Raw genomic sequence first — 25,674 nt, 5'->3', positions numbered from 1 at the left:
TGGTTATCCTAAAAACCTCCCTGGGGCTGTTCTCCCCGCAATTTGTCCAAACAAAACCATACATATTTTTCTCTCCTATAAAAAAAATTGACTTTAATTGTTATACAAATTAACTATTTAGTTATGATATAATCAGCCATAATAAATAATTTTAATTTTGGAGGTGCTATCTTGGTCAGAAAAAACATATTTATTGTAATGCTGGCACTGGTTTTATGTTTTACCTTGGCTTTTGCCGCAGAGGCCGCCCAGCCAACCGCAAAGGATGTGCTGATCGAAAACATCGGAAACTTTAACCTGGGTGTTAGCAAAGATTATTATGAAAAGTCCCGGGACGAAACCACTATCAATATTACCCGGTTTGACGGCAGCCTGGTAAAGGATCTGGCTTCCCTGAAAGGTGCTTCCATTGACCTGTTGACACAAATGGACGCAACCAATAATGTAATTAAAATTAGCTACACCACGGACATCAAGGGTAATGATCACAACGGCGATATTTATCTAAAGGATGACAAGGTTATCTTGACCAGGGATTTCTTTGCCCTGTTAAGGGAATTGGGATTTGATGCATTTAAGGAGAACCCGGCTTTACTGGAACAAAGCCACGAATACCTGTACTTATCCAATGAACAGCTCAAAAGCGTCTGGGAGCAAATGGCCAGCTACCAAAACCAGCAACTGCCTGAAGAATACAAAGAATTACTGCTTTTCCTGGTGGAAGCCATACCGGACCAGTATTTTAGCCAGTCCGGCGATAAGGTTACTTTGCAGTTGGATCAGGACGGCGTGGCAGAGTTCATCTACAACCTGCTGGCCAAGGTGAAAGCCGAAAAGGAAAGGGCCGCCGGCATTATCGTGGATTTAAACAAGTACAGTTTTGAGCAGTTAGGTACCACCCCGGAGCAAATGAAGCAGGAAATCATCTCCGGCTTTGATAGTATCCCGGTTATACCCCTGGAACAAATAAAACTGTTTAAAAACTTTGTGGATGTAAAAGATTTTACTTACGAGGCTTCCCTGTCCCCCGGCGGTCCCAGGAATTTTAATGTCAACCTGGGCTTTAAAGCCCCCGACGGCTCAATGAACGGGCAATTTGTTATAGCTTACCAGGGCACCGGTATTGCAGATAACCTGCAGGGAACCTATAATTTCCTGGTGGACTTCAATGCCCAAAACGGGCCCCAGTTTAATTTTGCATTAGATTGTCTGTTCAATTATAAAGGCGAGGCCGCCTATGCCGACACCACTTTTCAAGTGGCAGCCAGAGATAATGCCACGGGGGAATTATTACTAGACCTTGGGGCCACAGCCAAATCCGTCACCAAAGTGGATCAAAGCCTGGTTGTAAATGCCCCGGTGTTAAATGACGGCAACAGCACCGATATATCTTCACTAATCCCGGACCCCGCCCAGGACATGCCGGCACCACCGGTGGGCGAGGAAACCGGACTGCAAATAGTAGTGGACGGAAATATTCTGACCACCGGTGTACCCTTTAGCGTTAAAGATAACGGGGATACCATGGTACCGGCCAGGGCCGTTCTGGAGGTACTGGGTTATGGGGTTAAATGGATCAAACCCAACGAAATGCAAGTAACCACCGGGGATAAAACAATTTCCGTGTTTATCAATGAAAACAGCTACAAGGTCAACGGGGTTGATAAAACATTAAGTATACCGGCCTACCTTGAGGCGGGTTATACTATGATTCCGGTGAGCCTTATCGCTGATGAAAATTTGGCAACAAGTATTGATTTGGTTAATGAAACTACTTTAATGATAACGAAATAGCCATAAGTAATCGTAAACCCGCCGTGGTATTAATTTACACGGCGGGTTTTTTATAGCACACCTGCAACTACCTGAGGCAACGCCTTTGGACTTTTATTTTTTCATATTTCGGCAATTTGGGTGTTACGGATAAATGCATTAACGAGGCGTGTTTAATGCTCCGCTCCTGGTTATTTTAATTGGTTATTTACGCAATCCCGCTTTTCTTTCCATAAGCGCCCGCACCTGCAGCGGTAACCCGAACAGGTTTATAAAACCGGCGGCATCGGCCTGGGTGTATACTTCATCCCGGCCAAAGGTGGCCAGTTCTTCGTTGTACAGGGAATAAGGCGAAGTGGTCCCGGCGGGGGTGCAGTTACCCTTGTACAGCTTCATACGCACGGTACCGGTGACGGTACGCTGGGTAACGTCCACAAAGGCGTCCAGTGCTTCCCGCAGCGGTGAGAACCACACTCCGTCGTAAACCAGCTCGGCATAACGGGAGGCCACCATTTCCTTATAGTGCAATGTGTTGCGGTCAATGGTGAGCAACTCCAGCTCCCGGTGGGCCAGGAAGAGTATGGTGCCACCCGGCGTTTCATAGACACCCCGGGATTTCATGCCCACCAAACGGTTTTCCACCATGTCCACAATACCGATGCCGTTGACACCGCCCAGTTTGTTCAGCTCCATGATCAATTCCTCGGGGGGCAGTTCCCGGCCGTTAACCTTTTTGGGCACACCCTGTTCAAAATATATTTCCACGTAGGTGGGCTCGTCCGGTGCCTTTTCGGGCGGTACGGTGAGCAGCAGCACATCATCCGGCGGTTCCTGGCCCGGATCCTCCAATGCCCCGCCCTCGTGGGAAAGGTGCCACAGGTTGCGGTCCATACTGTAGGGCCGTGATTTGGTCACGGGTACGGGAATACCCCGGGCCTCGGCGTAATCAATGGCATCGTCCCGGGAGCGAATGTCCCACTCCCGCCAGGGAGCAATAATCTTTAATTCAGGCTTCAGGGCCTTCACGGCCAGCTCAAACCGCACCTGATCATTGCCCTTGCCGGTGGCGCCGTGGGCTACCGCTTCGGCCCCCTCCCGCTCGGCAATCTCCACCAGTTTTTTACCGATCAGCGGCCGGGCCATGGAAGTGCCCAGCAGGTACTTGCCTTCGTAAACCGCCCCGGCCTTTAAAGTGGGGTAGATATAATCGGTGACGAACTCCCGCTTGAGGTCTTCGATATACAGCTTGCTGGCCCCGCTTTTCAGCGCCTTTTCATGCAGCGGGTCCAGTTCCTCTCCCTGGCCCACATCCGCAGCCATGGCAATGACTTCATAACCATAGTTTTCCTTGAGCCAGGGTATGATAATGGAGGTATCCAAACCTCCCGAATACGCCAAAACTACTTTTTTCATGTCGCCAACTCCCTTTAATGCTATATTTGAAATTACCTTTTCACAATTCGACAGTTCTCACTTACTTTACCATAAGCAGGGCCATAACAGCCTTTTGGGCGTGGAGCCTGTTTTCGGCCTCATCAAACACCACCGCATGGGGACCGTCGATTATTTCAGCGGCCACTTCCTCACCCCGGTGGGCAGGCAGGCAGTGCAGGAATATGTAGTCCGGTGCCGCCAGGGCTGCCAGGCGGGCATTGATCTGGTAAGGGGCAAACACCTTCACCCGGGCCTGCTGCTCGCTTTCCTGGCCCATGCTGGCCCAAACGTCGGTCACCAGCACATCGGCTCCCGTCACAGCCTCCTCGGGGTTGGTGGTTATGGTTATGGAGGCGCCTGTTTCCCGGGCGTCCTGCCGGGCCGCCGCCACGATTTCTTCCCGGGGCAGGTAACCCTCGGGCGAGGCCACGCTGATATTAAGGCCTGTTTTGGCACAACCATATAAAAGGGAATGGCAGATGTTATTACCATCGCCCACGTAGGCCAGTTTAAGACCCGCCAACCGTCCCTTGTGTTCTTTAATGGTGAGCAAATCGGCCAGTATCTGGCAGGGGTGCAACAAATCCGTAAGACCGTTAATCACCGGTACCGGCGCGTACTCGGCCAGTTCCTCCACATCGCTCTGGGCAAAGGTACGGATCATGATACCGTCCACATAGCGGCCCAGCACCCGCCCGGTATCGGCAATGCTTTCCCCCCGCCCCAACTGAATATCGTTTGAGCTTAAGAACAGGGCATGCCCGCCCAGCTGGTACATGCCCACCTCGAAACTAACCCGGGTGCGGGTGGAGGACTTTTGGAATATCATACCCAGGGTTTGTCCCTGCAGCAGCGCGTGGGGCTCGCCTTGTTTTTGCATTTGTTTGAGCTCGGCGGCATAATCAAGCATAAAGGCGATTTGCTGCGGGGTAAAATCATGCAGGGAGAGCAAGTCCCTCCCTTTAAATGTCTCCCTAATGGAATTCATTTATATCACCGCTTTTCAATAAGATAACCCCATTAATGCTTCCGAAATATAACATCTTTATCCATATTAACACGGTACAATTTAAAAGTTAAAGATTTTTTATTAAATAACCGTATTTGTTAAAAATCTGTCCCCGGTCCCCCACCACAAGGATAAATAAACATCCCCCTGTCTTACTGTTCCTGTAATACTCCGTCCAGAATTTCCACGGCCCTGTCCACATCCTCAGGGGTGATTATTAGTGGCGGCACAAACCGCAGCACGGTGTTGTTGGCGCAATTAATCAGCAATCCCCGCTCCCGGCAGCGGTTGACAATATCCCCGCCCGGCACGGTGAGTTCCATGCCCAGCATTAGCCCCAAACCACGCACTTCTTTGATCAAGTCATATTGACCGGCCAGATCATGCAGTTTTTCTTTAAAGTATGCCCCAACCCGGTTGCAGTTTTCCAATACACCATCGTTCAGCGTGGTCCACATGGCGGCCAGGCCGGCGGCGCAGGCCAGCGGGTTGCCTCCGAAGGTGGCGGCGTGATCCCCCGGCCCAAAGGCGTTGGCCACTTCTTCCCTGGCCAGCATGGCACCGGTGGGGAAACCGCCCCCCAGCGCCTTGGCCAGGGTGAATATATCGGGTTCCACATCATAATGCTGGTAGGCCAGGAACTTGCCGGTACGCCCCAGGCCGCACTGTACTTCATCAAAAATCAACAGCAGCCCGTGTTTATCGCACAATTCCCGCACACCGGACAGGTATTCCCGGGTGGCCGGCCGGACCCCGCTCTCACCCTGCACCGGTTCCAGCATAATGGCACAAGTATGGGGGCCAATGGCCCGGGACAGCGCTTCCAGATCATTGAATGGAACATACTTGAATCCTTCGGGTAAGGGCTCATAGCCTTTTTGATACTTGGGCTGGCCGGTAGCCGTAATGGCCGCCAGGGTACGACCGTGGAAAGAATTTTCGGCGGTGATTATTTCATATCGCTGGGGGCCGTGCTGTTTTTTGGCCCATTTGCGGGCCAGCTTGATGGCTCCTTCATTGGCCTCGGCCCCGCTATTACAGAAGAAGACCCGGTCGGCACAGCTGTTTTGCACCAGGATCTCAGCCAGTCGGGCCTGGTTCTCGATGTAATACAGGTTACTGACATGCAACAGCCGGGCGACCTGTTCCTGCACCGCCTGAACCACCGCCGGGTGGCAGTGCCCCAGGGAATTAACCGCAATACCGGCCACAAAATCGAGATACTCCCGGCCCTCGGCATCCCACAGCAGCGCTCCCCGGCCCCGCACCGGAGCTAAGCCTATGCGCCCGTAGGTATGCATAACATATTTATCACTTAATTGCATAATTTCACTGGTATTCAATATTCTCGCCTTCTTTCAACCTTTCAACACCCATAATAAGTGAATAAACTTTATGTTTTAGCTTGACAGGGGGCCTGAAAAGCCTTGTTATTACCCGGCTGAGCGATACTTTCATTACCCGGCACCAGCCTAAGCAGCAGCCGGAGTGGTCAATTGGTCACCATGGTGCCCACACCCCGGTCGGTGAATATCTCCAGCAGCACGGAGTGCGGCACCCGGCCGTCCAAAATGTGGGTGGTGCCCACCCCTCCCTGGAGTGCCGATATACAGCATTCCACTTTGGGAATCATTCCGCCGTCTATAATGCCCCGCTCCACCAGCCCGGGTACCTGCTGCCTGGTTATGGTGGATATGAGGGAGGATTTGTCGTTGCGGTCGGCCAGTATCCCTTCCACATCGGTAAGAATAACCAGCTTATCCGCTTTAAGGGCCACCGCCAGCGCTCCGGCCGCACTGTCCGCGTTGACATTATAGCTGTGGCCGCCTTCGCCCACAGCCACCGGGGCTACCACGGGAATATAGCCTTCCCTTATCACCGTGTTCACAATACCGGGGTTGACCTGGCGCACCTCGCCCACCAAACCGATATCCACGGTTTCCTCGGTGCCGTCGGCATTGCGCACCCGGCCCATTTTTTTACCGGCCACCAGCAGGTTGCCATCCTTGCCGGACAGGCCCACCGCATGCCCGCCGATATCATTGATCATACCCACGATGTCTTTGTTGATTTTACCCACCAGCACCATCTGGGCAATTTCCATGGTTTCGGCATCGGTAACCCGAAGCCCCCCCACAAAATTACTTTCTATGCCCAGCCTTTTCAGCATACCGGTAATTTCCGGCCCGCCACCGTGGACAATAACGGGATGCATACCCACGTATTTCATCAGCACTGCATCTGTCAAAACCGCTTTTTTTAACTCACAATTAACCATGGCATGGCCGCCATATTTGATAACCACTGTTTTACCATAAAACTTCTTTATGTAAGGCAGGGCTTCCACCAAAATGCCCGCCTTTTCCATTGGGCTGATCAACCCAACACCACCTTTCTTCAGGGTCAGGTTTAAAGTTTAATAAATTAACCGCCGGTATTAAGTACGGTAACTACCGTTAATGCGCACGTAATCGTAGGTAAGGTCACAGCCCCAGGCGGTGGCGTCGCCATCACCATCATGCAAGTCAATGGTGAACACCACCCGGTCGCCGGACAGCACCCTGGTGGCCTCCTCCTCGCTGAAGGGCAGTCCCCCGCCCTTTTCGGCCACCTGTACATCTCCCACATAAATATCCACTTTATCCGGGTTGAAACTGGCGCCGGAATACCCGGCGGCACAAATTACCCGGCCCCAGTTGGCATCCTTGCCGAACACCGCCGCCTTGACCAGGCTGGAGGCGGCCACCGCCCGGGCCACCAGCCGGGCATCCCGCTCCGTGGAAGCACCCAGCACCCGCACCTCCAGTAACCGGGTGGCCCCCTCGCCGTCCGCAGCTATGGCCACGGCCAGCTTGCGGCACAATGCTTCCAGTGCCCCGGCAAAGGCCGCGTAATCAGCGTTCTCACTGTCAATGACCGGATTGCCCGCCGCGCCGTTGGCCAGGACCAGCACCATGTCGTTGGTGCTGGTATCACCATCCACGGTGATCATGTTAAAGGTCCGCTCCACCGCCGCAGCCAGTGCTTTTTGCAGCCAGGCGGGCTCAATGGCGGCGTCGGTGGTGATAAAGCACAGCATGGTGGCCATGTTGGGGTGGATCATCCCCGAGCCCTTGGCCATGCCGCCAATGGTAACATTGACACCGCCCAGTGACACCGTCACCGCCGCCTCCTTGGCCACGGTATCGGTGGTCATGATGGCCAGGGCGGCATCCCCGCCGCCCTCCCGGCTCAACTCCGCCGCCGCGCGCCGGATACCGGGCAGCACCCTGTCCATGGGCAGAGGCTGGCCGATTACCCCGGTGGAGGCCACCAGCACCTGCCCGGGCGGCAGGCCCAAAAGCCCCGCCGTCTCGGCCGCCATGGTCCGGGCATCCTCCATTCCCCGGGGGCCCACACAAGCGTTGGCATTGCCGCTGTTGGCCACCACGGCCCGGGCTTTGCCGCCCTTGATATGCTGCATGGTTAAAAGAACGGGGGCGGCCTTCACTATGTTTGTGGTAAAGACCCCGGCGGCCGAAGCCTCCCGCTCCGAGTAAACCAGCGCCACATCTTTTCTATCATACTTGATCCCCGCCACCACTCCGGCGGCGGTAAAACCCTGCGGGGCGGTGACCCCGCCGGTGATTTCATCAAAGGCTGTTTGCGCCATAATTACTTTCCTCCAAAATGCTGTATTAACCCCAACACCGGTACGCTCGCGGGCCTCAGTACCTTTGCCCGAGTGAAAAAGGGAAGCGCCGTAAAAGGGATATCCGGCGATACAGTACCGGCAGTGATTCTAAATATAGTTCACAATCAGGGGTACAACCCCGGCCTGTTCAGGCCCGTAATTTCCGGCAAGCCAAACATCAGGTTCATATTTTGCACGGCCTGTCCTGCGGCCCCTTTAATCAAATTATCGATGGCGGAAATAACCACCACCCGCCCGGTGCGCGGGTCCACCACGGGCACCACATCGCAGTGGTTGGAGCCGGCCACTGCCTTGGTCTGGGGCAGTATTCCCGGGGGCAGCAGGCGCACGAAAAATTCACTGCGATAATATTCTTCATAAATGGAACGCACCTGGCCCAGGGTCATTTCCTGCTTCAATTTGGCATAAACCGTACTTAAAATACCCCTGTTCATGGGAGTCAGGTGCGGCGTGAAGGATATGACCATTTCCTCCCCCGCCAGCTTGCCCAGTTCCTGTTCAATTTCAGGCGTATGCCGGTGCATACCTACATTATAAGCGCGGAAATTTTCATTCACTTCGCAAAAGTGATTGCCCAGGGAGAGGCCCCGCCCGGCCCCCGATACCCCTGATTTACTGTCCGCCACCACCGTACCGGTATCCACCAAACCGTGCTTCAAAAGGGGTGCCAGCCCCAGTATCACACTGGTGGGGTAGCAACCCGGATTGCCCACCAAAGAAGCCGATTTAATCTTCTCCCGGTACACCTCGGGCAGCCCGTAAACCTTTTGCTCCAGCAAATCCGGTGCGGTATGCTCCACTTTATACCATTGTTCATATACTTCCCGGCGGTCAAAACGAAAATCAGCGCCCAGGTCAATAAATTTTTTGCCCTGTTTAAGCACCTCCCGGGCCACGGGTATGGCATGCCCGTGGGGCAAAGCAGCAAATATCACATCGGCTTTACCCACCAGGTCCGGTATATCAAGCTCGCAGCACTTCTGATCCACATATTTGTATAAATGCGGGTAGACCTCACAAAATGACTTTCCGCCGTAGCTCTGGGTGGTAAGGGCCACCAGTTCGGCTTCGGGATGCGCCGACAATAACCGCACCAGTTCCGCACCGGCGTAGCCCGTAGCACCAATAATACCCACTTTAATTTTCATTTCCAACAAACCTCCAAAATGGCATAAAATAATTATACATACAGATGAATAATAATACAACAGTTTTTCCCGCACACATAAAGACCTTTTTTCATAAATTACCTGTAACGAATGAATTTTTTTATAACAAGGAGGTGTACCGGTTACCATGCCCGGTAACGAGCAAAGTCCTTTCACCCATCCCCTGGTCACCCTGCTGTTGCTAATGGCCGCCAACACCCCTGATCCCGCCGGAAAGCTGAACAACCTGGGTCAGGCCATTAATTCCATGCGCGAAGCACTGACCAGTATTAATGCTGGGGTGGAATCATTTCACAGCCAGGTGGTGCCGCTATTCATGCGCCCGCCGGAGGATGAAAACAAGGAAAGCAAGTAGTTATGAAAAACCATATAATACAAGGGGCTAGTGCTGCCTGAATACATTACAGGTACCGTGTTCAGGCAACAATACCCCCCGGTAAACCGCAGATACACGTACAGGTCATAGCGGGCCGGTAACCCGCATCCTAAAAAGAAGATACGCCATATATTATTCAGCTAAATATTTATACACTCCAAGGTATATCCTGTTAACAGACCGATTTTCTCCACCACGGCTTTCCATTTGGGATCATCCCCGGGCGGAGCATTTCTTAGCTTGACCCGCACCATCCGTTCCTTTTCAAAAAACCCCGGTTCTTTAACCAGCCCCCAGGCGGGTTCCATAGCCGACCGCACCAGTGACTTAATCTCATTCTGGTTAGGGCGGGGGTTAATGCGGACAGGCCACCCGGTTTGGGCTTGTAAACCAGCCAGCTGTTTCCGGTACCGCTCCCCTACCTCGGGACTTATAAAACTTACTTCTATATATTCACCACCGCTGTCCCTTTTTTTCCCCACCTTGTACACCACCGCCCCCGCCTGCTGCAACCCGGCGCGAATAGTAGCATAAGCGGCGTTGATTTCCATGGCCTCATCACCGGGGCCGGCCATCCCGGAGATAGCGGTTTTGCCGTCGATTCCCGTCACCCCGCCGGCTCCACCGGCATCACCGGCACCGGCAGCCGAAAGCACACCGCCCCCTGCAACGGGCTCACCGCCGGGGTTTTCAATAACCAGCTGCTGTCCCGTCAATTCCTTGTAACCCTTGACCAGCTCAAGGGCCAGTTCCTCCTCCCCCGGAGGAATTTCACACCGCACGCTTACCCGTTCATCCTCCCGGTGGATGGACGGGTTGCGCAGCAACTGCCAGCCCGGGGGCAGCAAGCGCCGGACAGCATCAGCCAGGGCACCGTGATGGGCCTCGGGGTGCACCTTTACCGACCAACCCGTCACAGCACCCAACTCTTCAATTTGCTGCCCGTACCGCTTTGCCGCCGGGCCCGGGAAGTGGAAATACAAAGTCATCTCTCCGCTGGAAAAGTCAAGCCCCTTGCGGTACAGCCCGCTGGCCGGTCCAAACAATTTATCCGCCACAGCCAGGGCGGCGTTTTGCTCCATGCGGTCCACCATATCTTCATCCGGCCCGGCCTCTTCGCCGGGCACCTCCGCCCGGCACTGGTAAAGGGGTAACTCTCCGGGGGTAAACTGCCGGGTGAAATAATCGGGATGGTTATTCAGCCGCCAGGCCAGGGCGGTTTGTGTTTCCATACCCGCTTCCAGCCCCAACAGGTTAAGCCACTGTGCCACGCTGGCCGGTCCATGGGCCTGGTTGCGTATTTTCTCCCAGAGAACCCGGGGTTTAAGCTGCCGGTAAACATGTTTTACCTGCAACAAAAACCGGTGCAGCCTTTGTTTTTGCTCAGCCCGCACCACGCTTTCCTCCGGCGGTTCCCCCAACACCCGAGCTTTTTTTTCTTTCCCCGGCGCATTTACCTCCCCGGGCTTATACCAGGGGCCGATAACCTCCAGCAAACTCTCCGCCGGGTGCCAGGTGCCGTCCCGGCCCACCTTCCAGGCGTAAAACCCCAGCTCATCCACTCCGTAACATATACCGGCCCGCACCGCCCCGCCGGCGTCCCGCAACAGAACCAGCTTGCCCGGCAGGTGGGGCAGGCCCTGCATAATGGACTCCCGTAACCTGTCCGCCGCCACCTGATCCGGGCGACGGGGGCGATAAAAGTAAGGGTGCTTCCAGTCGGCGGCAAAATAACGCCGGTCGGATTCCAGCATCTCCGCCACCCGGGCTTGCCCCTCGGGGGTCAAAGCCCCGCCGTACCATAAAGCGGCCAGTTCCTCTGCGGTATATAACTTGTTGCGGGTGGAGGGTTTGCGCACCAGCTCATCCCACAGCACCGCCGGGTCCGGCGGGCCGCTGCGCCAGTGCCCGGAACCGGGCCTGGAACTGCGGGCTGCGGGAGCGGCGGCAGCACCTTCGCGCCGGCCGCGCCGGAAGGAAAAATCAAGCCACTGGCCGTTCTCGGGGGCCAGTACCGCCCGGCGGTTATCCGCCAGGGTTTGGGCCAGCGCCTGCCGGGCTTCGTCGTCACCGTGCACCAGCACCACCCGGCGGGGGCGCAGCCGGGCGGCCAGCGACGCCAGCTCACCCGCGTCGGCGTGGGCGGAAAGACCGTACTGGGCCACCCGGCACTGCACCCGGGTTTCCACACCACCCAGAGTAATGGTGGCCCCGGGATCATCAGCCAGCGCCAGCAGCCGTTTCCCCGGGCTTTCCTCGTCCTGGTAACCGCAAAATATAATGGCGTTCCGGGGATCGTTAACCAGGCGAGAAGCATAAAACTGCGAGGGGCCACCGGTTAACATGCCGGAACTGGCAATGATACAGGCCGGGGCACCGGCCAGCACCTTTTCCCGCAACGGGGCCGCCGTAACCGGGCGCACCAGCCCTTTATCATGAAAAAAGGGGTTGCCCCCGTTGTTGATAAACCGCTTTAACGGGCCGCGCAGCAACTCCGGAAAATTGAGATAGGCCTGGCAAATACTGCGCACCATACCGTCCACCCAGATGGGAAACTGCGGTATCAGCCCGGCCTGCTGGTGGGCCGCAATGAGCAGTATGATCTCCTGGGCCCGTCCCAGGGCAAAGGCCGGAACCAGCGCGTGCCCGCCCGAAGCGATGACCTCGGCCACGGTACCGGCCAGGGTTTTTTCCTCCCGCTGGCGGTTAGCGTGCAGGCGGTTACCGTAGGTGGATTCCATCACCAGCAAATGGGGCGCAAAATCAGGTGCCACAAGGCCCGCTATGGTGCGCTGGTTGCCCGCGGATATATCACCGGTGTACAATACCCGCCCGGCGGCCCCTTCCAAGCCCAGCATGGCGGCCCCCAGTATATGACCGGCCGGGAAAAAGAACACCTTCACCCCCCCGGGCAGCATTATGTTGCCCCCCATGGGCACGGGCACCACCCGGGTGAACATCCTGGCCACCAAATCGGCATCATAAAGAGGGCACTCCAGTTCCTGCTCGGCCTTGATGGACATTATCTTCAGGGCATCAGCCAGCAGCACCCGCATTAAATGCACCGTTGGCGCGGTGGCATATATGGGAGCCGCCGGGTAAGCCCGGTGTACCAGCGGCAAAGCACCGATATGATCCAGGTGGGCGTGGGAAACCAGCACGGCATCCACCCCACCGGCTTCCTGCAGCAGGGCCAAATCCGGCAACGCGTCGGTTGAAGCACCGGCCACATCACCACCCATGCGAATCCCGGCGTCCATTAAAATATTTATATTATCCATTTGTAGTAGATTACAGCTGGCCCCCACCTCACTGCCACCACCCAGGGCTAGAAAACGCATTTTTTTCCCTCACAATCTGTACATATCTTTTTGATTAAATACAGATTTCTTTTATTTACATGCCGATTCCTGCTCACCGGTGGCACATAACCTTGTATCGGTGCAGGGGCCTGGTTATGATAGTAAAAGAAAAATAAAGCAGGTGATATAATAATGAATCGATTACAAGCAGAACTTGAAGTGGCCGTCCGGGCGGCCCGGGAGGCCGGTCAACTTATTAAAGATAAAATTTACAGGCATTCAATCACCGAAACAAAATCCTGCCTGTCCGACCTGGTCACCGAAGTGGACCGGCAAGCGGAGGCCGGTATCACCGGGCTGATCCGCCGGCACTTCCCGGGTCACGCCGTGGTGGGTGAAGAGCAGCAGGGTAACTACACCGGTGAACCCGGCGGCAACATTACCTGGTATATCGACCCGCTGGACGGCACCACCAATTTTGTGTTCGGCCTGCCCTTTTGCGCGGTTTCCATTGCCATGGCCGAGCACGGTATTCCGGTACTGGGGGTGATACACGATCCTCTACGGGAGGAAACCTTTACCGCTGTACGGGGCGACGGTGCCCGGCTCAACGGCTCCCCCATCAATACGGACAAATCCATTGCCACCCTGGACCAAAGCCTGCTGGTAACGGGTTACCCGGGCAATATCAATAACCGCCCCCGCATGCACCGGGTCAATTACAAAGAGGTTATCGACCGTTGCAACAACCTGCGCGCCCTGGGCTCGGCCGCCCTGGAACTGGCCTACATAGCCAGCGGCAGGTTAACGGGCTTTTGGGAAGTTTCACTAAAGCCCTGGGATGTGGCTGCGGGGATGGTGCTGGTGAAAGAGGCGGGCGGAGAGGTGAGCAATCTAACCGGCCAACCACTGCTGCTCACGGAAAACGTGGACATAGCAGCCACCAACGGGCTGATTCACCGGGAATTACTGGAGTGCCTGGCATGGCGGGAGGACAGCCCCCTGGAATAATATAAGTAATTACACCTCTATAAAACGCGTAATAATTTTTTATTTTTTGCAGCAAAATATAAAAAATTGTAGGGGGGATTTGTATTGAGCCGTATCACAACCGGGGAAATGCTTCAACTACGTGAGTTATTGCAAATGGAAACCAATTCGGTGGCCAAAGCAAAGGCAACACTAAATCTGATCCAGGATGAGGAACTGTTAACCCTTGCCAAATCCGGCGTGCAGGCTTCGGAAGCCAGAATCAAGGGCTTGCAAAAATTTATCAGCGATAACGATATGGTTAAAGCGGAGGTGCATTAAATGGCGTCGCTTTTGCAAAACTTACTGGGCAATGAAAACGATTTTAAAATCAACGACCAGGTACTGGCCAACGACGCCTTAATGGCTTTAAAGGGGGCTTCCGTGGCCTATCTCGGCGCCACGCTGGAATCCGCCACACCGGAAGTCAGAAGGATGTATAATGAATATCTGACCCAGTGCGTCATGGCCCATGAAGGGATGACCGCACTGGCTATGAAAAAAGGTTGGTATAAACCATACCTCGCCCCCGAAGAGCAGATAACCGAAACCTTCAAACAGTCTGAATGGGTGCTGAACGCCAACACATAGTAGTTATTGAAATGAATGGGGAGGCCTTTAAAAAACATGGCCTCCCACCCGCATTTAACAACCAGCAACCCAATGGTGCTTAAACCCGTCCCCTTTCTCTGGCTATACGGGCGAACTGCTCCCCTTTGCTGGCCGGGGGCACATGGAGCACTGAGCGCCGGGTCATGGACAGCGCCCCGGTGGGGCATGCCGAAACACAGGCGCCGCAGCCGATACACCGGTCCTGTTTGATGGATGATACCTCCGAGCCATCACCGTCAATAACCAGTTCAATCGCCTTAATATGACAGTTTTCCACGCACATGCCGCAGCCCGTGCAGGAACCAGTATCCACAGCGGGGATAAAATTACTGGGATGCACGGCCTGCAGGCCGGACTCGTTGATGGTCCGCAGCACTCCGCAACAGCAGCCGCAGCAGTGGCATATATAAGCGGGTTTATTGAGCACATTATCCCCCAGGTGCACCAGACCCAGCTTTTCTGTCTTATCCAGCACCCGCAGCAACTCGTCCACCGTGGCCGCTCTGGCCAGCCCCCGGCTCACCAGCCAGCGGGCCGCACCCCCCAGGGAGGTGCACACATCCTCCACAGGCGCATCACAGGCTTTGCCCAAATGAGAGGCCTTATGCCGGCAGGAACACATACCCAGCGCGCCACCACCAGCAGCACGGATAATCTCAGAAGCTTTTTCGTAATCCAAAACTTCGGTTTCCACGGCGGCGGGTATAAGGTTTTCATAAACCAGTGTTTTAAACATTTTGGTATCCCCGCCGAAAAACTCTTCCCGCACCCCGGGGCTTTGGAAGTATCTTTCAAAAAGATCCGCCAGTTCCTTCATATCAATATCTTCCCGCACCCGCATGAAGGTATATTCAAAGAACCCCACCACCATGGGAGCCAGCATATAATAAGTGGTGTCCCTGCGCGGCAAGTCCAGTACAAGCCCTTTATCCGCCATACCATTTAACATTTGTACCAGCTCAGTTTCATTCATACCAGTGATACCGGCAATTTTATCCGCCGGCATGGGCAACAGGGGAAACTTGCCACCCAACTGAGCCTCGCTTTCCGTAAAAAGCCGGTACAAAATCTCCATCAACAGCTCATTAACCGGTACCCCCACCGGGTTTTTATTCAAACGCTCAGCCAGTGCCCGGTAGACTTCCTCCTTTGCATTTATCAAATGCCCCATATTTGTACGCCTCCTTGTTATTTATAATAATGACGATTACTTTTCATATCAGCTAAACTTATTATCCTTTCTGGCAAGCTGGTCCAGCACCTGCAGAAAAACCTTGAAATCCGCCGGGGAAAACTGTTCCCTTATTTCCTCATCCAACTTTTCAGCCAATTCAATCATTTCAGCGCCGCGCTTCCTGGCCTTTTCGGTTAAAAATACCAGCAAAGAACGGCGATCTTCGGGATCATCCCTTCTAACCACATGACCACTGCGTTCCATGCGGTCCAAAATACCGGTGAGGGTGGACCCGTCGATTTCCAGGCTCCTGGCCAGTGCTTTAAATTTCATGCCGTCTTTACCCCAGAGCACACTCAGCACGTAAAATTGTACAGGGGTGATCTCAAAGGTGGCCAGGTTGCTTTCGTAATAACGCTGCACCTTGCGCATTACTTTACTGAGTTTAAAACAAATATACTTTTCCGGGGCTTGCTGGTTTGTTTGATTGTGCATACTTATTCACCCCTTTAATTTGTATAGCAATTATTCGTATACAAATATTATATTGGCAATAATAGCATACGTCAATGGAAAACAGAATTTTAGGCATTATTTTTATATTCGCAAAATAATAAAACGGCATAAAGCCGCCGTTAATTTTCTGCTATGATTGTAGTGAAATGTCAAGTGGACTGGTTCATTTAAAGGAGGATGACGTTTAATGGCCAAATTTATAGTCGGTGTCATGGGCGGCGGGGAAAACGCCACGGAGAAACACTGCCGGTGGGCCTACCGCCTGGGGGAATTGATTGCCCGGGAGGGCTGGGTACTGCTAAACGGGGGACGACCGGCAGGGGTGATGGAAGCATCCGCCAGGGGAGCCAGGGAAAACGGGGGGCTGACCATAGGCATTTTGCCCGGCCGGGTCCACAGTTCCGCATCCCAATACATAGACATCGCCATAGCCACCGGCATGGGGGACGGGCGTAATTATATCAATGTCCTTTCCAGCCACGTAATAGTGGCATTACCGGGCCGGGCCGGTACAATTTCCGAGATCGCCCTGGCCTTAAAAAACCACAAGCGGGTTATCCTGCTGGGATTCGATACCGGCAACCTGTTCAGCCATTACCAGCAAAGCGGCCTGCTGTACCGGGCCGCCACCCCGGAGGAGGTAATTAACATCATTAAAGGGAAGCAGGGGGACGGTTCTCCAGCTTTCTTTTAGGTAACTTTACAACTCTCATCTAATACGAATCATCTATTTTATCTTAATATTGTGATTCAATAACTGACCTATATATTATTAAACGTTCATCCAACTGAAGGATTTTATCATCCACCGTCAACATAAATCGCAATTCTATCAGGCAATATCTTGCACCTCTAAAAACAGCTTAAAGGGGCTGAGTTATAAACCCAACCCCTTATGTTTAAATCTTTACTACCGTCCTATCAAGAACGGTAGAGAGTAAATCTCCGCAAATTGTACCGTAAGCGATAACTCACGTCTACTGTTTTGTAAAGGTTTACCTTCAAAACAACTGTTGTTTATTTTTGTTACTTTATCGCCTCAATGATAAAAGAAGCCACAAACTCTTCAACCTGTTTACCCGGTGCCCATGAGCGCACAATCTCTTTACTATTATCCTTGGGCGTCATTTTGATATCCTTGAATCCTGCATTCCGCAGCATAGCTCTAATATCTTCAACATATTCGGCGCCACCAATACAGCCGGCAATCAGTGCCAGGTCCTGTTTAATATCTTGAGGCAATGGTGCGGTGGCCACAACGTCAGATATGGATACCCTGCCCCCTGGTTTAAGCACGCGATAAATTTCCTTATACACCTGCTCCTTATCCACGGAAAGATTGATAACACAATTTGATATGACCACATCCACTGACGCATCAGCCACCGGTAAATGTTCAATTTCCCCCAATCTGAAATCCACGTTGGCATACCCGCTCTCCGCGGCATTCTTCCGGGCCAGTTTAATCATGTCCGGGGTCATATCCACCCCTATTACATACCCGGTTTCCCCCACCCGCTTTCTGGCCAGGAAGCAATCGAAGCCTCCACCGCAGCCAAGGTCCAGCACTGTTTCTCCCTCTTTGAGGGCGGCTACGGCGATGGGATTGCCGCAGCCCAATCCCATGTTGGCTTCCAGCGGTACACTGGCCAGGTCATCCCGCGTGTACCCAATTTTAATGGATTTATCAATGATATCCGCCGGGGTACCGCTGCAGCTGCAGCCTCCCCCGCAGCATCCCCCCTGGGACCCCTTTGTGGCAACCCCGGCATAATTTTTACGGATATACTCCCTGATTTTTTCTTTATCATGCATTAAAATCATCCTCCAGTTTATAAGTCCACAGGCCTTTTATTTCAAGTACACAATTAATAAAAGAACACAAATAAACGTCCTGGCTTACTTACTTTTGTTTACCTCAAGGCAAGAACACATTTCATTTTCCATGCGCAGACAGGCGTCGTAATCACGGTTAGACTGCCGGTTTTTCAGATTCTCTTCTATTTGGCTAAACAAATCATTATTTATAGCCGCCAGCCGCTGGTTAAAAACCTTTTCATTCAGGGAATAAAACACCCACCGGCCATCCTTGTCATCATTTACTATGCCGCTTTTCCTCAAAATCCGCAAGTGATGGGAAACAGCCGGCTGGGACATGGCCAGCTCATCTATAATTTCGCAAACACACATATCCCGCCGCGACAACATCATGATAATTTTCAGCCGTGTATCATCAGCCAATATTTTTAAAAAATCCAAAACATCCCCCATTCTCTTTTCCCCTCCCCTACAAAATTGCAATACACGATCGGTTTTATCAGCTCCCCCTGGCATTTTAAGATTTCACCTTGTCGGCAGTACCCCCGGGTCAAAGTATTTCCGCTTAAAGGAAAGGGCCACGTTAACCAGCCAGATCATCACGGGTACTTCGATCAGCGGGCCGATTACCGCAGCAAAAGCCGGGCCGGAATTGATACCGAACACCGCCACCGCCACCGCGATGGCCAGTTCAAAGTTATTGCTGGCGGCGGTAAAGGAAAGGGTTGTGGCTTGCTCGTAGTTAACCCCGGCCTTTTTGCTGATCAAGAACGAAACCAGGAACATGATCAAAAAGTATAAAACAAGCGGTATGGCGATTCTGGCCACGTCCATGGGCAGGGCAACTATATAATTACCCTTTAAGGAGAACATCACCAGTATGGTAAACAGCAAAGCTATTAAAGTTAAAGGACCGATTTTGGGCATGAACTGTTTGTCATACCACTCCTTACCCTTTACCGGCATCAAGGTAAACCGGGTGATGATACCCGCCAAAAAGGGAATGCCCAGGTAAATGAACACGCTCCTGGCCACCTCGGCCATGGAAATTTGTATCTCCAGAGACTGCAGGCCAAACCACCGGGGCATAAGGGTGATAAAAAAGTAAGCGTAAAATGAAAAAAACAGTACCTGAAATACCGAGTTCAGCGCCACCAGGGCTGCGGCATACTCGGAATCACCCCTGGCCAGCCCGTTCCAGACAATCACCATGGCAATGCAGCGAGCCAGGCCGATCAAGATCAATCCTACCATATACTCGGGATAATCCCGTAAAAAAATTATAGCCAGGAAAAACATCAACAGCGGGCCGATAATCCAGTTTTGCACCATGCTCAGCCCCATCACCCGGCCATTGGTAAACACCTTGCTGATTTCCTCATACTTCACCCTGGCCAGAGGCGGGTACATCATGATGATCAGGCCGACGGCGATGGGAATATTGGTTGTACCCACCTGAAAACGTCCCCAGAAACCGGCGATTTGCGGGTATAAGTAACCGCCCGCCACCCCCATCGCCATGGCCAGAAAAATCCACAGGGTTAGATACCGGTCTAAAAAATTTAGTTTACCGGTTATTGAATCGGGCATAACGTTTTTAGCCTCCCTTATATTATATAAAAGTTGTTTTATATTTTAGGCCAAAAAAATTAACGCTCTCATGAACAGTTAGCCAACCTAAATCGCCCCCTTTTAAATATATAAAAATATATTTATATATTAATGCAAAAAATAATAAATGGCAATATATCAAATGGATCTAGTACAATGCTCCCTCATCCAGGTTTAAAACATGCAACACCCTTATCTTTTTTCATAGTATCTCACATCTTTCATACTCTTCTCTACCCTCTAAGAAACAGTTATAATTAGTTATGATCAGCTCTGATATTTCCCCTCTTTGGCTAGCTTTAGAGTTAATAACTCTCTTGGCCTGCACATTAAAAATATTAAAGTCTTGATATAATTCATCAAAAAAGTTGTCATTCTCATTTACATTTTTGGGATCAGAATTACTTAACATCAAATATGCCGATTTTTTATCAACTTCTGAATAAAAATTTGCCAATCTTATCTGTTCTTGATCACTAAAAGCGTCCATACTATAAGAAGTAAAATTAGAAGTCACATTAAGTGGCTTGTATGGTGGATCAAAATACACAAAACTTTTTTCGTTAATGTACTTCTTACACGCTGAAAAGTCTCCGTAAAAAGCTAAAACGTTCTGTAGTACTTTGCTTACATTCCTTAAATTTGTTTCATTGCAAATAGTTGGTTTTTTATACCGCCCCATTGGTACATTGAAAAGGCCTCTCCTGTTAACCCTAAACAGGCCATTAAAGCATGTCTTATTTAAAAACAAGAACGACCCGGCTATTTCGATGGCTCTCTCACTGTAGTCAGCGGAGGTAAAGTCCAACTTATTGCGATTATAGTCCTCTCGGACAGAATAATAGAATTTTTTACGCTGTTCTTTCTCCAGCCCCAGGTATTTGCTTTCCAATTCTTTTAGATAACTGATTAAAGCTTCAACATCTTTCTTAATCACTCGATAAGTAGTTATAAGTTCGGGATTTATGTCAAAAATATATGCTTCCTTAATTTTGAATCTTTGCATTACATCGAATAACACAGCCCCGCTACCAACAAAGGGTTCTATATAACGATCAATTTTCCCCTCTTCCAAAGCTTTTGGGTAATACTTTTTAAATGCATTTAACAGCTGAGTTTTGCCCCCAGCCCATTTGACAAAGGGCTTTGCGGAAATACTCTTGTCAGCGGATTTCATTTTTTAATCCTCCCCCTGGTTAGTAGAGAACCATCGTTTTCCATAACAATCATAGCACAGTTTCACTACAAGTGAAATTATGGTAAAAAAGTTTATTTTATTATATTATTGAGGTGAATTTTATGACGGGTAAACACATTTATAAGTATACAAAAATCGCTCAAGCCAGAAAAGAACTATGAAAATCATAAGGGCTATCTCAAGAGCAGCTTGCCAGTAAAATCGGGATAACTTAAGTATGATAACTAAAAATTAGAAAACCTTCTGCCCCAAGGGCTAATACCGCTTCCAAATTTTAGACCCCTCTTTGTTGTGTCACGCGCTCAGCCCAGTAATAACAAGGCCTTTCAGGCCCCCTGTCAAACTCAAGGATAAGTAAAAGCTATATTTTAAAAATTGATGCACCTAATTGTTATAATTCCTTTTCTTTGTAGATTTTGTTTGAAATCGCTGATGCTCTCGATACACAAATAACTCAACTTTTTAAATATGTCTGATTATTAACAAGAGAATGTAAATTATCCAAATGGTAAAGTTAGATGGCTCTCAATAATACCATTAAGAAACTTATAGAGTAAAAGGAATATGGATTTTTTCGTGATGCACTTTAGACAGAAATAAAATATTACATTACTTAAGGGAGGTTAAAAACAAGTGATCATTAAAAAATTTGTTGATGGGAGCCTGTTAGAATATGGTCGAGGCCGGTTTGATAACTGGTGCGTTTTCCTTTCCAGGCCAAATCAGAACAGATATGCACCTAAAGACATTGAATACTTTACTCGCTTGAAAAATATAGGCTCTACTCATGGATATAGTAATGTTTATGATAATTTTGTTGAAATTTACGAATTGACTAGCTCGAATATAAATAAAAAGGTTTTACAAGCTATTTCCGCCAGAGCTCAAAAATTCGGAAATGACGCTTTGGAAATAGATATATTATTTTCCATACTCTACGCTGCGATGGTTGCAGAAGAAAATAAGGAAAATACAAAATTAGGTAAAAGAATTAAAAGGTTAGGCGTTCATCAGTTGCTAATTGAGAATATGTCGCCCGTGAACGCTGCTAACCACAGCAAAGGAAAAAGTTGGCGCCAAATAGACGCAGAATGCAAAACCAGAGGATTTTAATTGAGCTTTCCCCAACGAAAAGCCTTGTATACTTTGAGGATTATATCGAAATAAAAGCATTTTCTAACCCAAGAAAATCCTCTAAACAGGATCAGGCCATTGTTAAACTATAGATTATTTTGCCCATTAAGTTATCGCCCTGGGTCAATAACCCCTGCCTTCCAACATTTCTTCATAATTGTAAAAACCCTGGCCAGTTTTACGGCCCAACCTGTTTTGCGCCACCATTTGGGCCAGTGCAGGGGATGGTTTGTGTGCCGGGTTGCCTGTTTCCCGGTAATGTTCCATATTAATCGAAAGCACCAAATCCAGGCCGATTAAATCCATCTGGTAAAACGGTGCGATTTTATGTCCCAATCCTTCCTTGACCGCCAGGTCGATATCCTCATAGGAAGCTACGCCCGTGTCATAAAGGAATAATGCTTCCCTGTGCACCACGGATAAAATACGATTGACCAGGAAGCCATGGATCTCCTTATCCAGCATAATGGGGATTTTGCCCATGCTTCTGCAAACAGCGGCAATGGTCTCGGCTGTTTCCTCAGCAGTATGGGGTCCTTTAACCACCTCCACCGGAAGCATGGCCAGCGGTGGTACAAAGAAGTGCATATTACAGATTTTTTCCGGCCTGCTTGTGGCATCAGCCAGCCGGGAACTGACAATAAAGGAGCTATTGGTAACAAGCAACGCCTGCGGCGGGCAAATTTTGTCCAGGCGGGCAAATATCTGCCGCTTAAGCTCCAGCACCTCCGGCACCACCTCGATGACCAGATCGGCATCCATTGCCGCTTCATCCAGGCTGGTTGTAAAGCTCAGGTTCTCTTTACCGGCCTTGGCGGCCTCTTCGGTAAGCTTGCCTTTGGCAACCCGGCCGGGCAAATACTTGTCTAAAAAGCGCCTGGCCTTATCCAATGCCTCTTTACTGATATCGTTACATTTCACCTTGTACCCCGCCAGCGCCGCACAAATGGCGATCTGGTGCCCCATGGTACCCGCACCAACCACACAAACATTATTGATTCCCGGAGCTTTCACTGAACATCAATCCCTTCGTCCATTAAATAATTAATATTGACCGCAAAAAATACTTTAAGAGTTTGTCCCAACAGTAGCTTTGGTACCAACGTGAATACCGCAAAAGCCAGCTAACATTGAGATCATAAGTGCCTCGCGCAGACTTTTCGAACAACCTTTTTAATGGTATTGAGTATGTCTAAGAAGGCATTCGGCTTTTAATGAATCAACAATAAAGGCTAAAATTGTAAGCAACCTTCCCACTTATAAGATGTTAGGAATTGGACAGAAATAATTCTGGTTCCCGCCTGCTGGCAAAGTTAACCTCAATTTCGTGTTTATGATTTAAATAGCGTATATCATCAAAGTACTTGGCCTGGTTGGGACATTTTTTAATACAGGCGCCACATTTAATACAAATGCCATTTAATTTGGAAACGTCCTCGTAGTCTATGGAGCCCATGGGGCAAACCTGCACACAAAGTTTGCAATCGACACAATTGCTGTTTGTTTTTGGGGTTACCTTCCTGATATCGACGGGATTGCCATTTTCATCCTTGGGCATGTAATATTGCCTGTAGGGCTTGTTTCCCGGCACAAATACAGGTTGAGTGTGGTTTTGTTTGATTTTTTCACATATTTTACCGGCAAAATCAGCCACTATAGCCATATCTTTTTCATCAGGCCTGTTTTGGGCCAGAGTTTTGGAAAAGGAATGCTCTCCTATAAAAGCACCACCGGCAAAAACCTTGAAACCATTTGACTCAAGAATATCTTTTAATTCAATGGCCGCATCATCATAATTGCGGTTTCCATAAACGACCACGGAAACGGCCAGCGCACCGTTGCCCGCAATGGAAGAGTTCAAATATTTAAGCAATACATTGGGAACCCTTCCCGCGTAGACTGGAACACCAAAAACAACAACATCCTCTGCTGTAAACGAAATCGCATTTTGCCTGGCTTCCGGCAATGTAAAATCAACTTTAGTTACAACTTTTTCCCCATGAATGCTTTCAGAAATACTGTTGGCTATCCCCGATACTATTTTTTCAGTAGTGCCCGTCGGGCTAAAATACATGGCATTAATTCTTTTATTCACGATAGGCCTGGTTTTTTGAACTATCTGATAATTAACCAGGCTTACACCACCTTTCTTATTTCTTTAAAACGACCACTGTATAAATTCTATGTAACCATAATACACTATTCAGGCAATTAATTGTAACTAATCAGCATTGAACTTTTCATCACAGGAGACAATCCGGTTTCATTTATACCGCCCCAGATAGCGGTCTACCGGATACTTTTGGGCATTGGCCACAACTTTATCTTGAATGGCTTTGGATAAGTCTATTCCGGTGGCATTGGCCAGTGAAAGGCAATAAATAACTACATCGGCCAGTTCCTCCCGCACCCGCTCCCGTGGTATATCAGCATTACCGGTACCGTCGTCCCACTGGAACAATTCCATTAACTCGGCAGCCTCTATGGCAATGGACATGGATAGATTCTTGGGACTGTGGAACTGGCTCCACCGGCGTTCTTCCACAAAAGCGGCTACCAGGTCTTTGAGTTGCTGGATATTGGTGTTGGCGTCAGACATTGAATAAAACCCTCCCGGATTTAATCCATAATAAAATACACCTTTTTAAGAACCAATCTTTTCTTAAAACCACACGCGAACCAGTTTTATTGTAGATAATTTCCACGTTTACTCTTCTTCCGCCAAGTAGGGAAAATGGCTTTCCTTAATCCTTCTAATCCCGCCCCTGGGGCCGGGAACGTCACCCTTGTAGCGGGGTATGATATGAATATTAAGATGATACCGGTATAAAATAGATAATTTTCTGGAGACGAGATTGCGAAAAATTAATGATGAAGATTTGATTAAAAAGTTGTTTTATGTAGCAATGGAGGCAGAAGGTATGGAACAGTTTACCAATGCCCTGGAAAAAGTTGAGCAAGAAAAGACCGGTTATTGAGCCGTCACCCCGGAGGAGATAATCGGCATCATTAAACGGAAGCAGGAGGACGGTTCTCTTGCTTCCCTGTGATTATCTTTTTACCGGGAGAGCTTCACTTGGCCAATAGCGGGTACAGCTCTTTCTCTTCCAGTTCAATCCGTTTTTGTAGTGCGGCAAAAACAGCGTCTGTCTCCTTGCTGAATTGTTCAGGATTTGCCTTGATTTTACTGGGTGCCAGATATTTTGTCTTGTAGTCATAAAACACTTTGGAAATACCACTCATCTCATTGATAAACCGGCGGGCTATCGCTTTTACTTTATCGTTGGGGTGACTTAACAAGCTGGGGTAAAGAAATTTATCCTCACTACTAAGGTGTACAGATACTTTACCGGATAATTTTCCTAACTCCATTGAAATGTCCATTGCTTTGGCCTCGAGTTCATGCACCTTTGAAAGTTGCTTAATAGATGCTGCCAGGGCTAAAATTTCCTTGTGCTGTCTTTTTAAGTTTGTTAAATCCATAAAAAAAATACCTCCCCACAAACTAGCAGCCTGTCTAAGAATTGATACTTTAAAAAACTGTGGTTAGGGGCCTTAAAACAAATTCATATGAATTTATATAAAAATTTTAAGCAGAATGAGGTGCCCCTTTAACTATTTACCAAGCCAACTTCTTTTTATTTCCAAATAGCTTCAAAATGTTGTGCGTAAGGCATAGAAGGACCCATTCTCCGCGCACCAAGTCGAGCCCGCGGAGAAGAAATCTTCGAAAACCCCGGGCTTCCTTAATTTGGCCAAAAACAGGCTCAACTGTTTGTTTTCGCAAGGCATATTTTGCCCGTCCTTTTTGGGTTCGCAACTTCC

At 50.0% G+C, this 25,674-nt stretch carries 26 protein-coding genes; 8 read left to right on the top strand and 18 right to left on the bottom strand.

What is annotated here, in order from left to right; all coding sequences use genetic code 11:
• Nucleotides 1–171 precede the first annotated feature (171 nt).
• A complete protein-coding gene (locus LX24_RS12005; RefSeq protein ID WP_166512396.1) occupies nt 172–1,794 on the top strand; it encodes a copper amine oxidase N-terminal domain-containing protein in 1,623 nt (540 codons plus the stop codon).
• A gap of 183 nt (nt 1,795–1,977) precedes the next feature.
• On the opposite strand, the gene LX24_RS12000 is transcribed toward LX24_RS12005, so the two are convergent.
• The 6 genes from LX24_RS12000 to argC all read right to left on the bottom strand — a co-directional run bounded on the left by LX24_RS12000 (nt 1,978) and on the right by argC (nt 9,058).
• Nucleotides 1,978–3,186, bottom strand: a complete 1,209-nt coding sequence (locus LX24_RS12000; RefSeq protein WP_166512395.1) for an argininosuccinate synthase — start codon at nt 3,184–3,186, stop codon at nt 1,978–1,980.
• A 61-nt stretch (nt 3,187–3,247) separates the two neighbouring features.
• Nucleotides 3,248–4,195: an ornithine carbamoyltransferase gene (argF, locus tag LX24_RS11995; RefSeq protein WP_166512394.1), complete on the bottom strand. Its 948-nt coding sequence runs from the start codon at nt 4,193–4,195 to the stop codon at nt 3,248–3,250.
• Between the two features lie 173 nt (nt 4,196–4,368).
• Complete coding sequence (locus LX24_RS11990) at nt 4,369–5,559, bottom strand: acetylornithine transaminase (RefSeq protein ID WP_166512393.1); 1,191 nt, start codon at nt 5,557–5,559, stop codon at nt 4,369–4,371.
• Between the two features lie 149 nt (nt 5,560–5,708).
• A complete protein-coding gene (argB, locus tag LX24_RS11985) occupies nt 5,709–6,596 on the bottom strand; it encodes an acetylglutamate kinase (RefSeq protein WP_166512392.1) in 888 nt (295 codons plus the stop codon).
• A gap of 57 nt (nt 6,597–6,653) precedes the next feature.
• A complete protein-coding gene (gene argJ, locus LX24_RS11980; protein ID WP_166512391.1) occupies nt 6,654–7,868 on the bottom strand; it encodes a bifunctional glutamate N-acetyltransferase/amino-acid acetyltransferase ArgJ in 1,215 nt (404 codons plus the stop codon).
• A gap of 146 nt (nt 7,869–8,014) precedes the next feature.
• The gene (gene argC, locus LX24_RS11975) at nt 8,015–9,058 is read right to left on the bottom strand and encodes an N-acetyl-gamma-glutamyl-phosphate reductase (protein WP_166512390.1); all 1,044 of its coding nucleotides are present in this window, start codon (nt 9,056–9,058) and stop codon (nt 8,015–8,017) included.
• A 148-nt stretch (nt 9,059–9,206) separates the two neighbouring features.
• On the opposite strand from argC, the gene LX24_RS11970 reads away from it, so the two are divergent.
• Complete coding sequence (locus tag LX24_RS11970; protein ID WP_166512389.1) at nt 9,207–9,434, top strand: hypothetical protein; 228 nt, start codon at nt 9,207–9,209, stop codon at nt 9,432–9,434.
• Nucleotides 9,435–9,595: 161 nt separating this feature from the next.
• On the opposite strand, the gene LX24_RS11965 is transcribed toward LX24_RS11970, so the two are convergent.
• A complete protein-coding gene (locus LX24_RS11965) occupies nt 9,596–12,796 on the bottom strand; it encodes an MBL fold metallo-hydrolase (protein ID WP_166512388.1) in 3,201 nt (1,066 codons plus the stop codon).
• A gap of 153 nt (nt 12,797–12,949) precedes the next feature.
• Between LX24_RS11965 and LX24_RS11960 the strand changes: the two genes are divergently transcribed.
• The 3 genes from LX24_RS11960 (at nt 12,950) to LX24_RS11950 (ending at nt 14,377) form a co-directional block, all read left to right on the top strand.
• Nucleotides 12,950–13,768, top strand: coding sequence for an inositol monophosphatase family protein (locus LX24_RS11960; RefSeq protein WP_166512387.1), 819 nt, complete (start codon nt 12,950–12,952; stop codon nt 13,766–13,768).
• 84 nt (nt 13,769–13,852) lie between these two features.
• On the top strand, nt 13,853–14,068 hold the full coding sequence (locus tag LX24_RS11955) for a hypothetical protein (RefSeq protein WP_166512386.1): 216 nt from the start codon (nt 13,853–13,855) through the stop codon (nt 14,066–14,068).
• On the top strand, nt 14,069–14,377 hold the full coding sequence (locus LX24_RS11950; protein ID WP_166512385.1) for a spore coat protein: 309 nt from the start codon (nt 14,069–14,071) through the stop codon (nt 14,375–14,377).
• 79 nt (nt 14,378–14,456) lie between these two features.
• Here the strand turns inward: LX24_RS11950 and LX24_RS11945 are convergent, their stop codons facing one another.
• Nucleotides 14,457–15,569, bottom strand: a complete 1,113-nt coding sequence (locus LX24_RS11945) for a 4Fe-4S dicluster domain-containing protein (protein WP_166512384.1) — start codon at nt 15,567–15,569, stop codon at nt 14,457–14,459.
• Nucleotides 15,570–15,617: 48 nt separating this feature from the next.
• Nucleotides 15,618–16,067, bottom strand: a complete 450-nt coding sequence (locus LX24_RS11940; RefSeq protein WP_166512383.1) for a MarR family winged helix-turn-helix transcriptional regulator — start codon at nt 16,065–16,067, stop codon at nt 15,618–15,620.
• A gap of 208 nt (nt 16,068–16,275) precedes the next feature.
• Between LX24_RS11940 and LX24_RS11935 the strand changes: the two genes are divergently transcribed.
• A complete protein-coding gene (locus LX24_RS11935) occupies nt 16,276–16,782 on the top strand; it encodes a TIGR00725 family protein (protein WP_166512382.1) in 507 nt (168 codons plus the stop codon).
• A 332-nt stretch (nt 16,783–17,114) separates the two neighbouring features.
• On the opposite strand, the gene LX24_RS11930 is transcribed toward LX24_RS11935, so the two are convergent.
• The 4 genes from LX24_RS11930 to LX24_RS11915 form a co-directional block, all read right to left on the bottom strand.
• The gene (locus tag LX24_RS11930) at nt 17,115–17,903 is read right to left on the bottom strand and encodes an arsenite methyltransferase (protein WP_166512381.1); all 789 of its coding nucleotides are present in this window, start codon (nt 17,901–17,903) and stop codon (nt 17,115–17,117) included.
• An 84-nt stretch (nt 17,904–17,987) separates the two neighbouring features.
• Entirely contained in the window at nt 17,988–18,359 is a 372-nt protein-coding gene (locus LX24_RS11925; RefSeq protein ID WP_166512380.1) for an ArsR/SmtB family transcription factor, read from the bottom strand.
• 72 nt (nt 18,360–18,431) lie between these two features.
• Nucleotides 18,432–19,496 carry an ACR3 family arsenite efflux transporter gene (gene arsB, locus LX24_RS11920; protein ID WP_166512379.1) on the bottom strand — a complete coding sequence of 355 codons (1,065 nt, stop codon included), beginning with the start codon at nt 19,494–19,496 and terminating at the stop codon, nt 18,432–18,434.
• Nucleotides 19,497–19,719: 223 nt separating this feature from the next.
• Nucleotides 19,720–20,694 carry a DNA adenine methylase gene (locus LX24_RS11915; RefSeq protein WP_166512378.1) on the bottom strand — a complete coding sequence of 325 codons (975 nt, stop codon included), beginning with the start codon at nt 20,692–20,694 and terminating at the stop codon, nt 19,720–19,722.
• 654 nt (nt 20,695–21,348) lie between these two features.
• Here LX24_RS11915 and LX24_RS11910 point away from each other — a divergent pair.
• A complete protein-coding gene (locus tag LX24_RS11910; protein ID WP_166512377.1) occupies nt 21,349–21,828 on the top strand; it encodes a DUF7004 family protein in 480 nt (159 codons plus the stop codon).
• Nucleotides 21,829–21,972: 144 nt separating this feature from the next.
• On the opposite strand, the gene LX24_RS11905 is transcribed toward LX24_RS11910, so the two are convergent.
• The 3 genes from LX24_RS11905 to LX24_RS11895 all read right to left on the bottom strand — a co-directional run bounded on the left by LX24_RS11905 (nt 21,973) and on the right by LX24_RS11895 (nt 24,448).
• A complete protein-coding gene (locus LX24_RS11905; protein WP_166512376.1) occupies nt 21,973–22,863 on the bottom strand; it encodes a 3-hydroxyacyl-CoA dehydrogenase family protein in 891 nt (296 codons plus the stop codon).
• A gap of 253 nt (nt 22,864–23,116) precedes the next feature.
• A complete protein-coding gene (locus LX24_RS11900) occupies nt 23,117–23,944 on the bottom strand; it encodes an EFR1 family ferrodoxin (RefSeq protein WP_166512375.1) in 828 nt (275 codons plus the stop codon).
• A gap of 168 nt (nt 23,945–24,112) precedes the next feature.
• Nucleotides 24,113–24,448: a nucleotide pyrophosphohydrolase gene (locus LX24_RS11895; protein ID WP_166512374.1), complete on the bottom strand. Its 336-nt coding sequence runs from the start codon at nt 24,446–24,448 to the stop codon at nt 24,113–24,115.
• Nucleotides 24,449–24,704: 256 nt separating this feature from the next.
• Between LX24_RS11895 and LX24_RS15190 the strand changes: the two genes are divergently transcribed.
• On the top strand, nt 24,705–24,827 hold the full coding sequence (locus LX24_RS15190) for a hypothetical protein (protein ID WP_279233218.1): 123 nt from the start codon (nt 24,705–24,707) through the stop codon (nt 24,825–24,827).
• A 94-nt stretch (nt 24,828–24,921) separates the two neighbouring features.
• Here LX24_RS15190 and LX24_RS11890 read toward each other — a convergent pair whose 3' ends face one another.
• Nucleotides 24,922–25,332 (bottom strand): hemerythrin domain-containing protein, encoded by a 411-nt coding sequence (locus LX24_RS11890; protein ID WP_166512373.1) that lies wholly within the window; start codon nt 25,330–25,332, stop codon nt 24,922–24,924.
• A 136-nt stretch (nt 25,333–25,468) separates the two neighbouring features.
• Nucleotides 25,469–25,674: transposase (locus LX24_RS11885; RefSeq protein ID WP_166512372.1), on the bottom strand; the 206-nt coding region annotated here is incomplete at its 5' end.

The organism is Desulfallas thermosapovorans DSM 6562, assembly GCF_008124625.1.
In the GTDB taxonomy this organism is placed as follows: Bacteria; Bacillota; Desulfotomaculia; order Desulfotomaculales; family Desulfallaceae; genus Sporotomaculum; species Sporotomaculum thermosapovorans.
The sequence above is the reverse complement of the archived record's forward strand: the minus strand, read 5'-3'. Positions and strand labels throughout refer to the sequence as shown.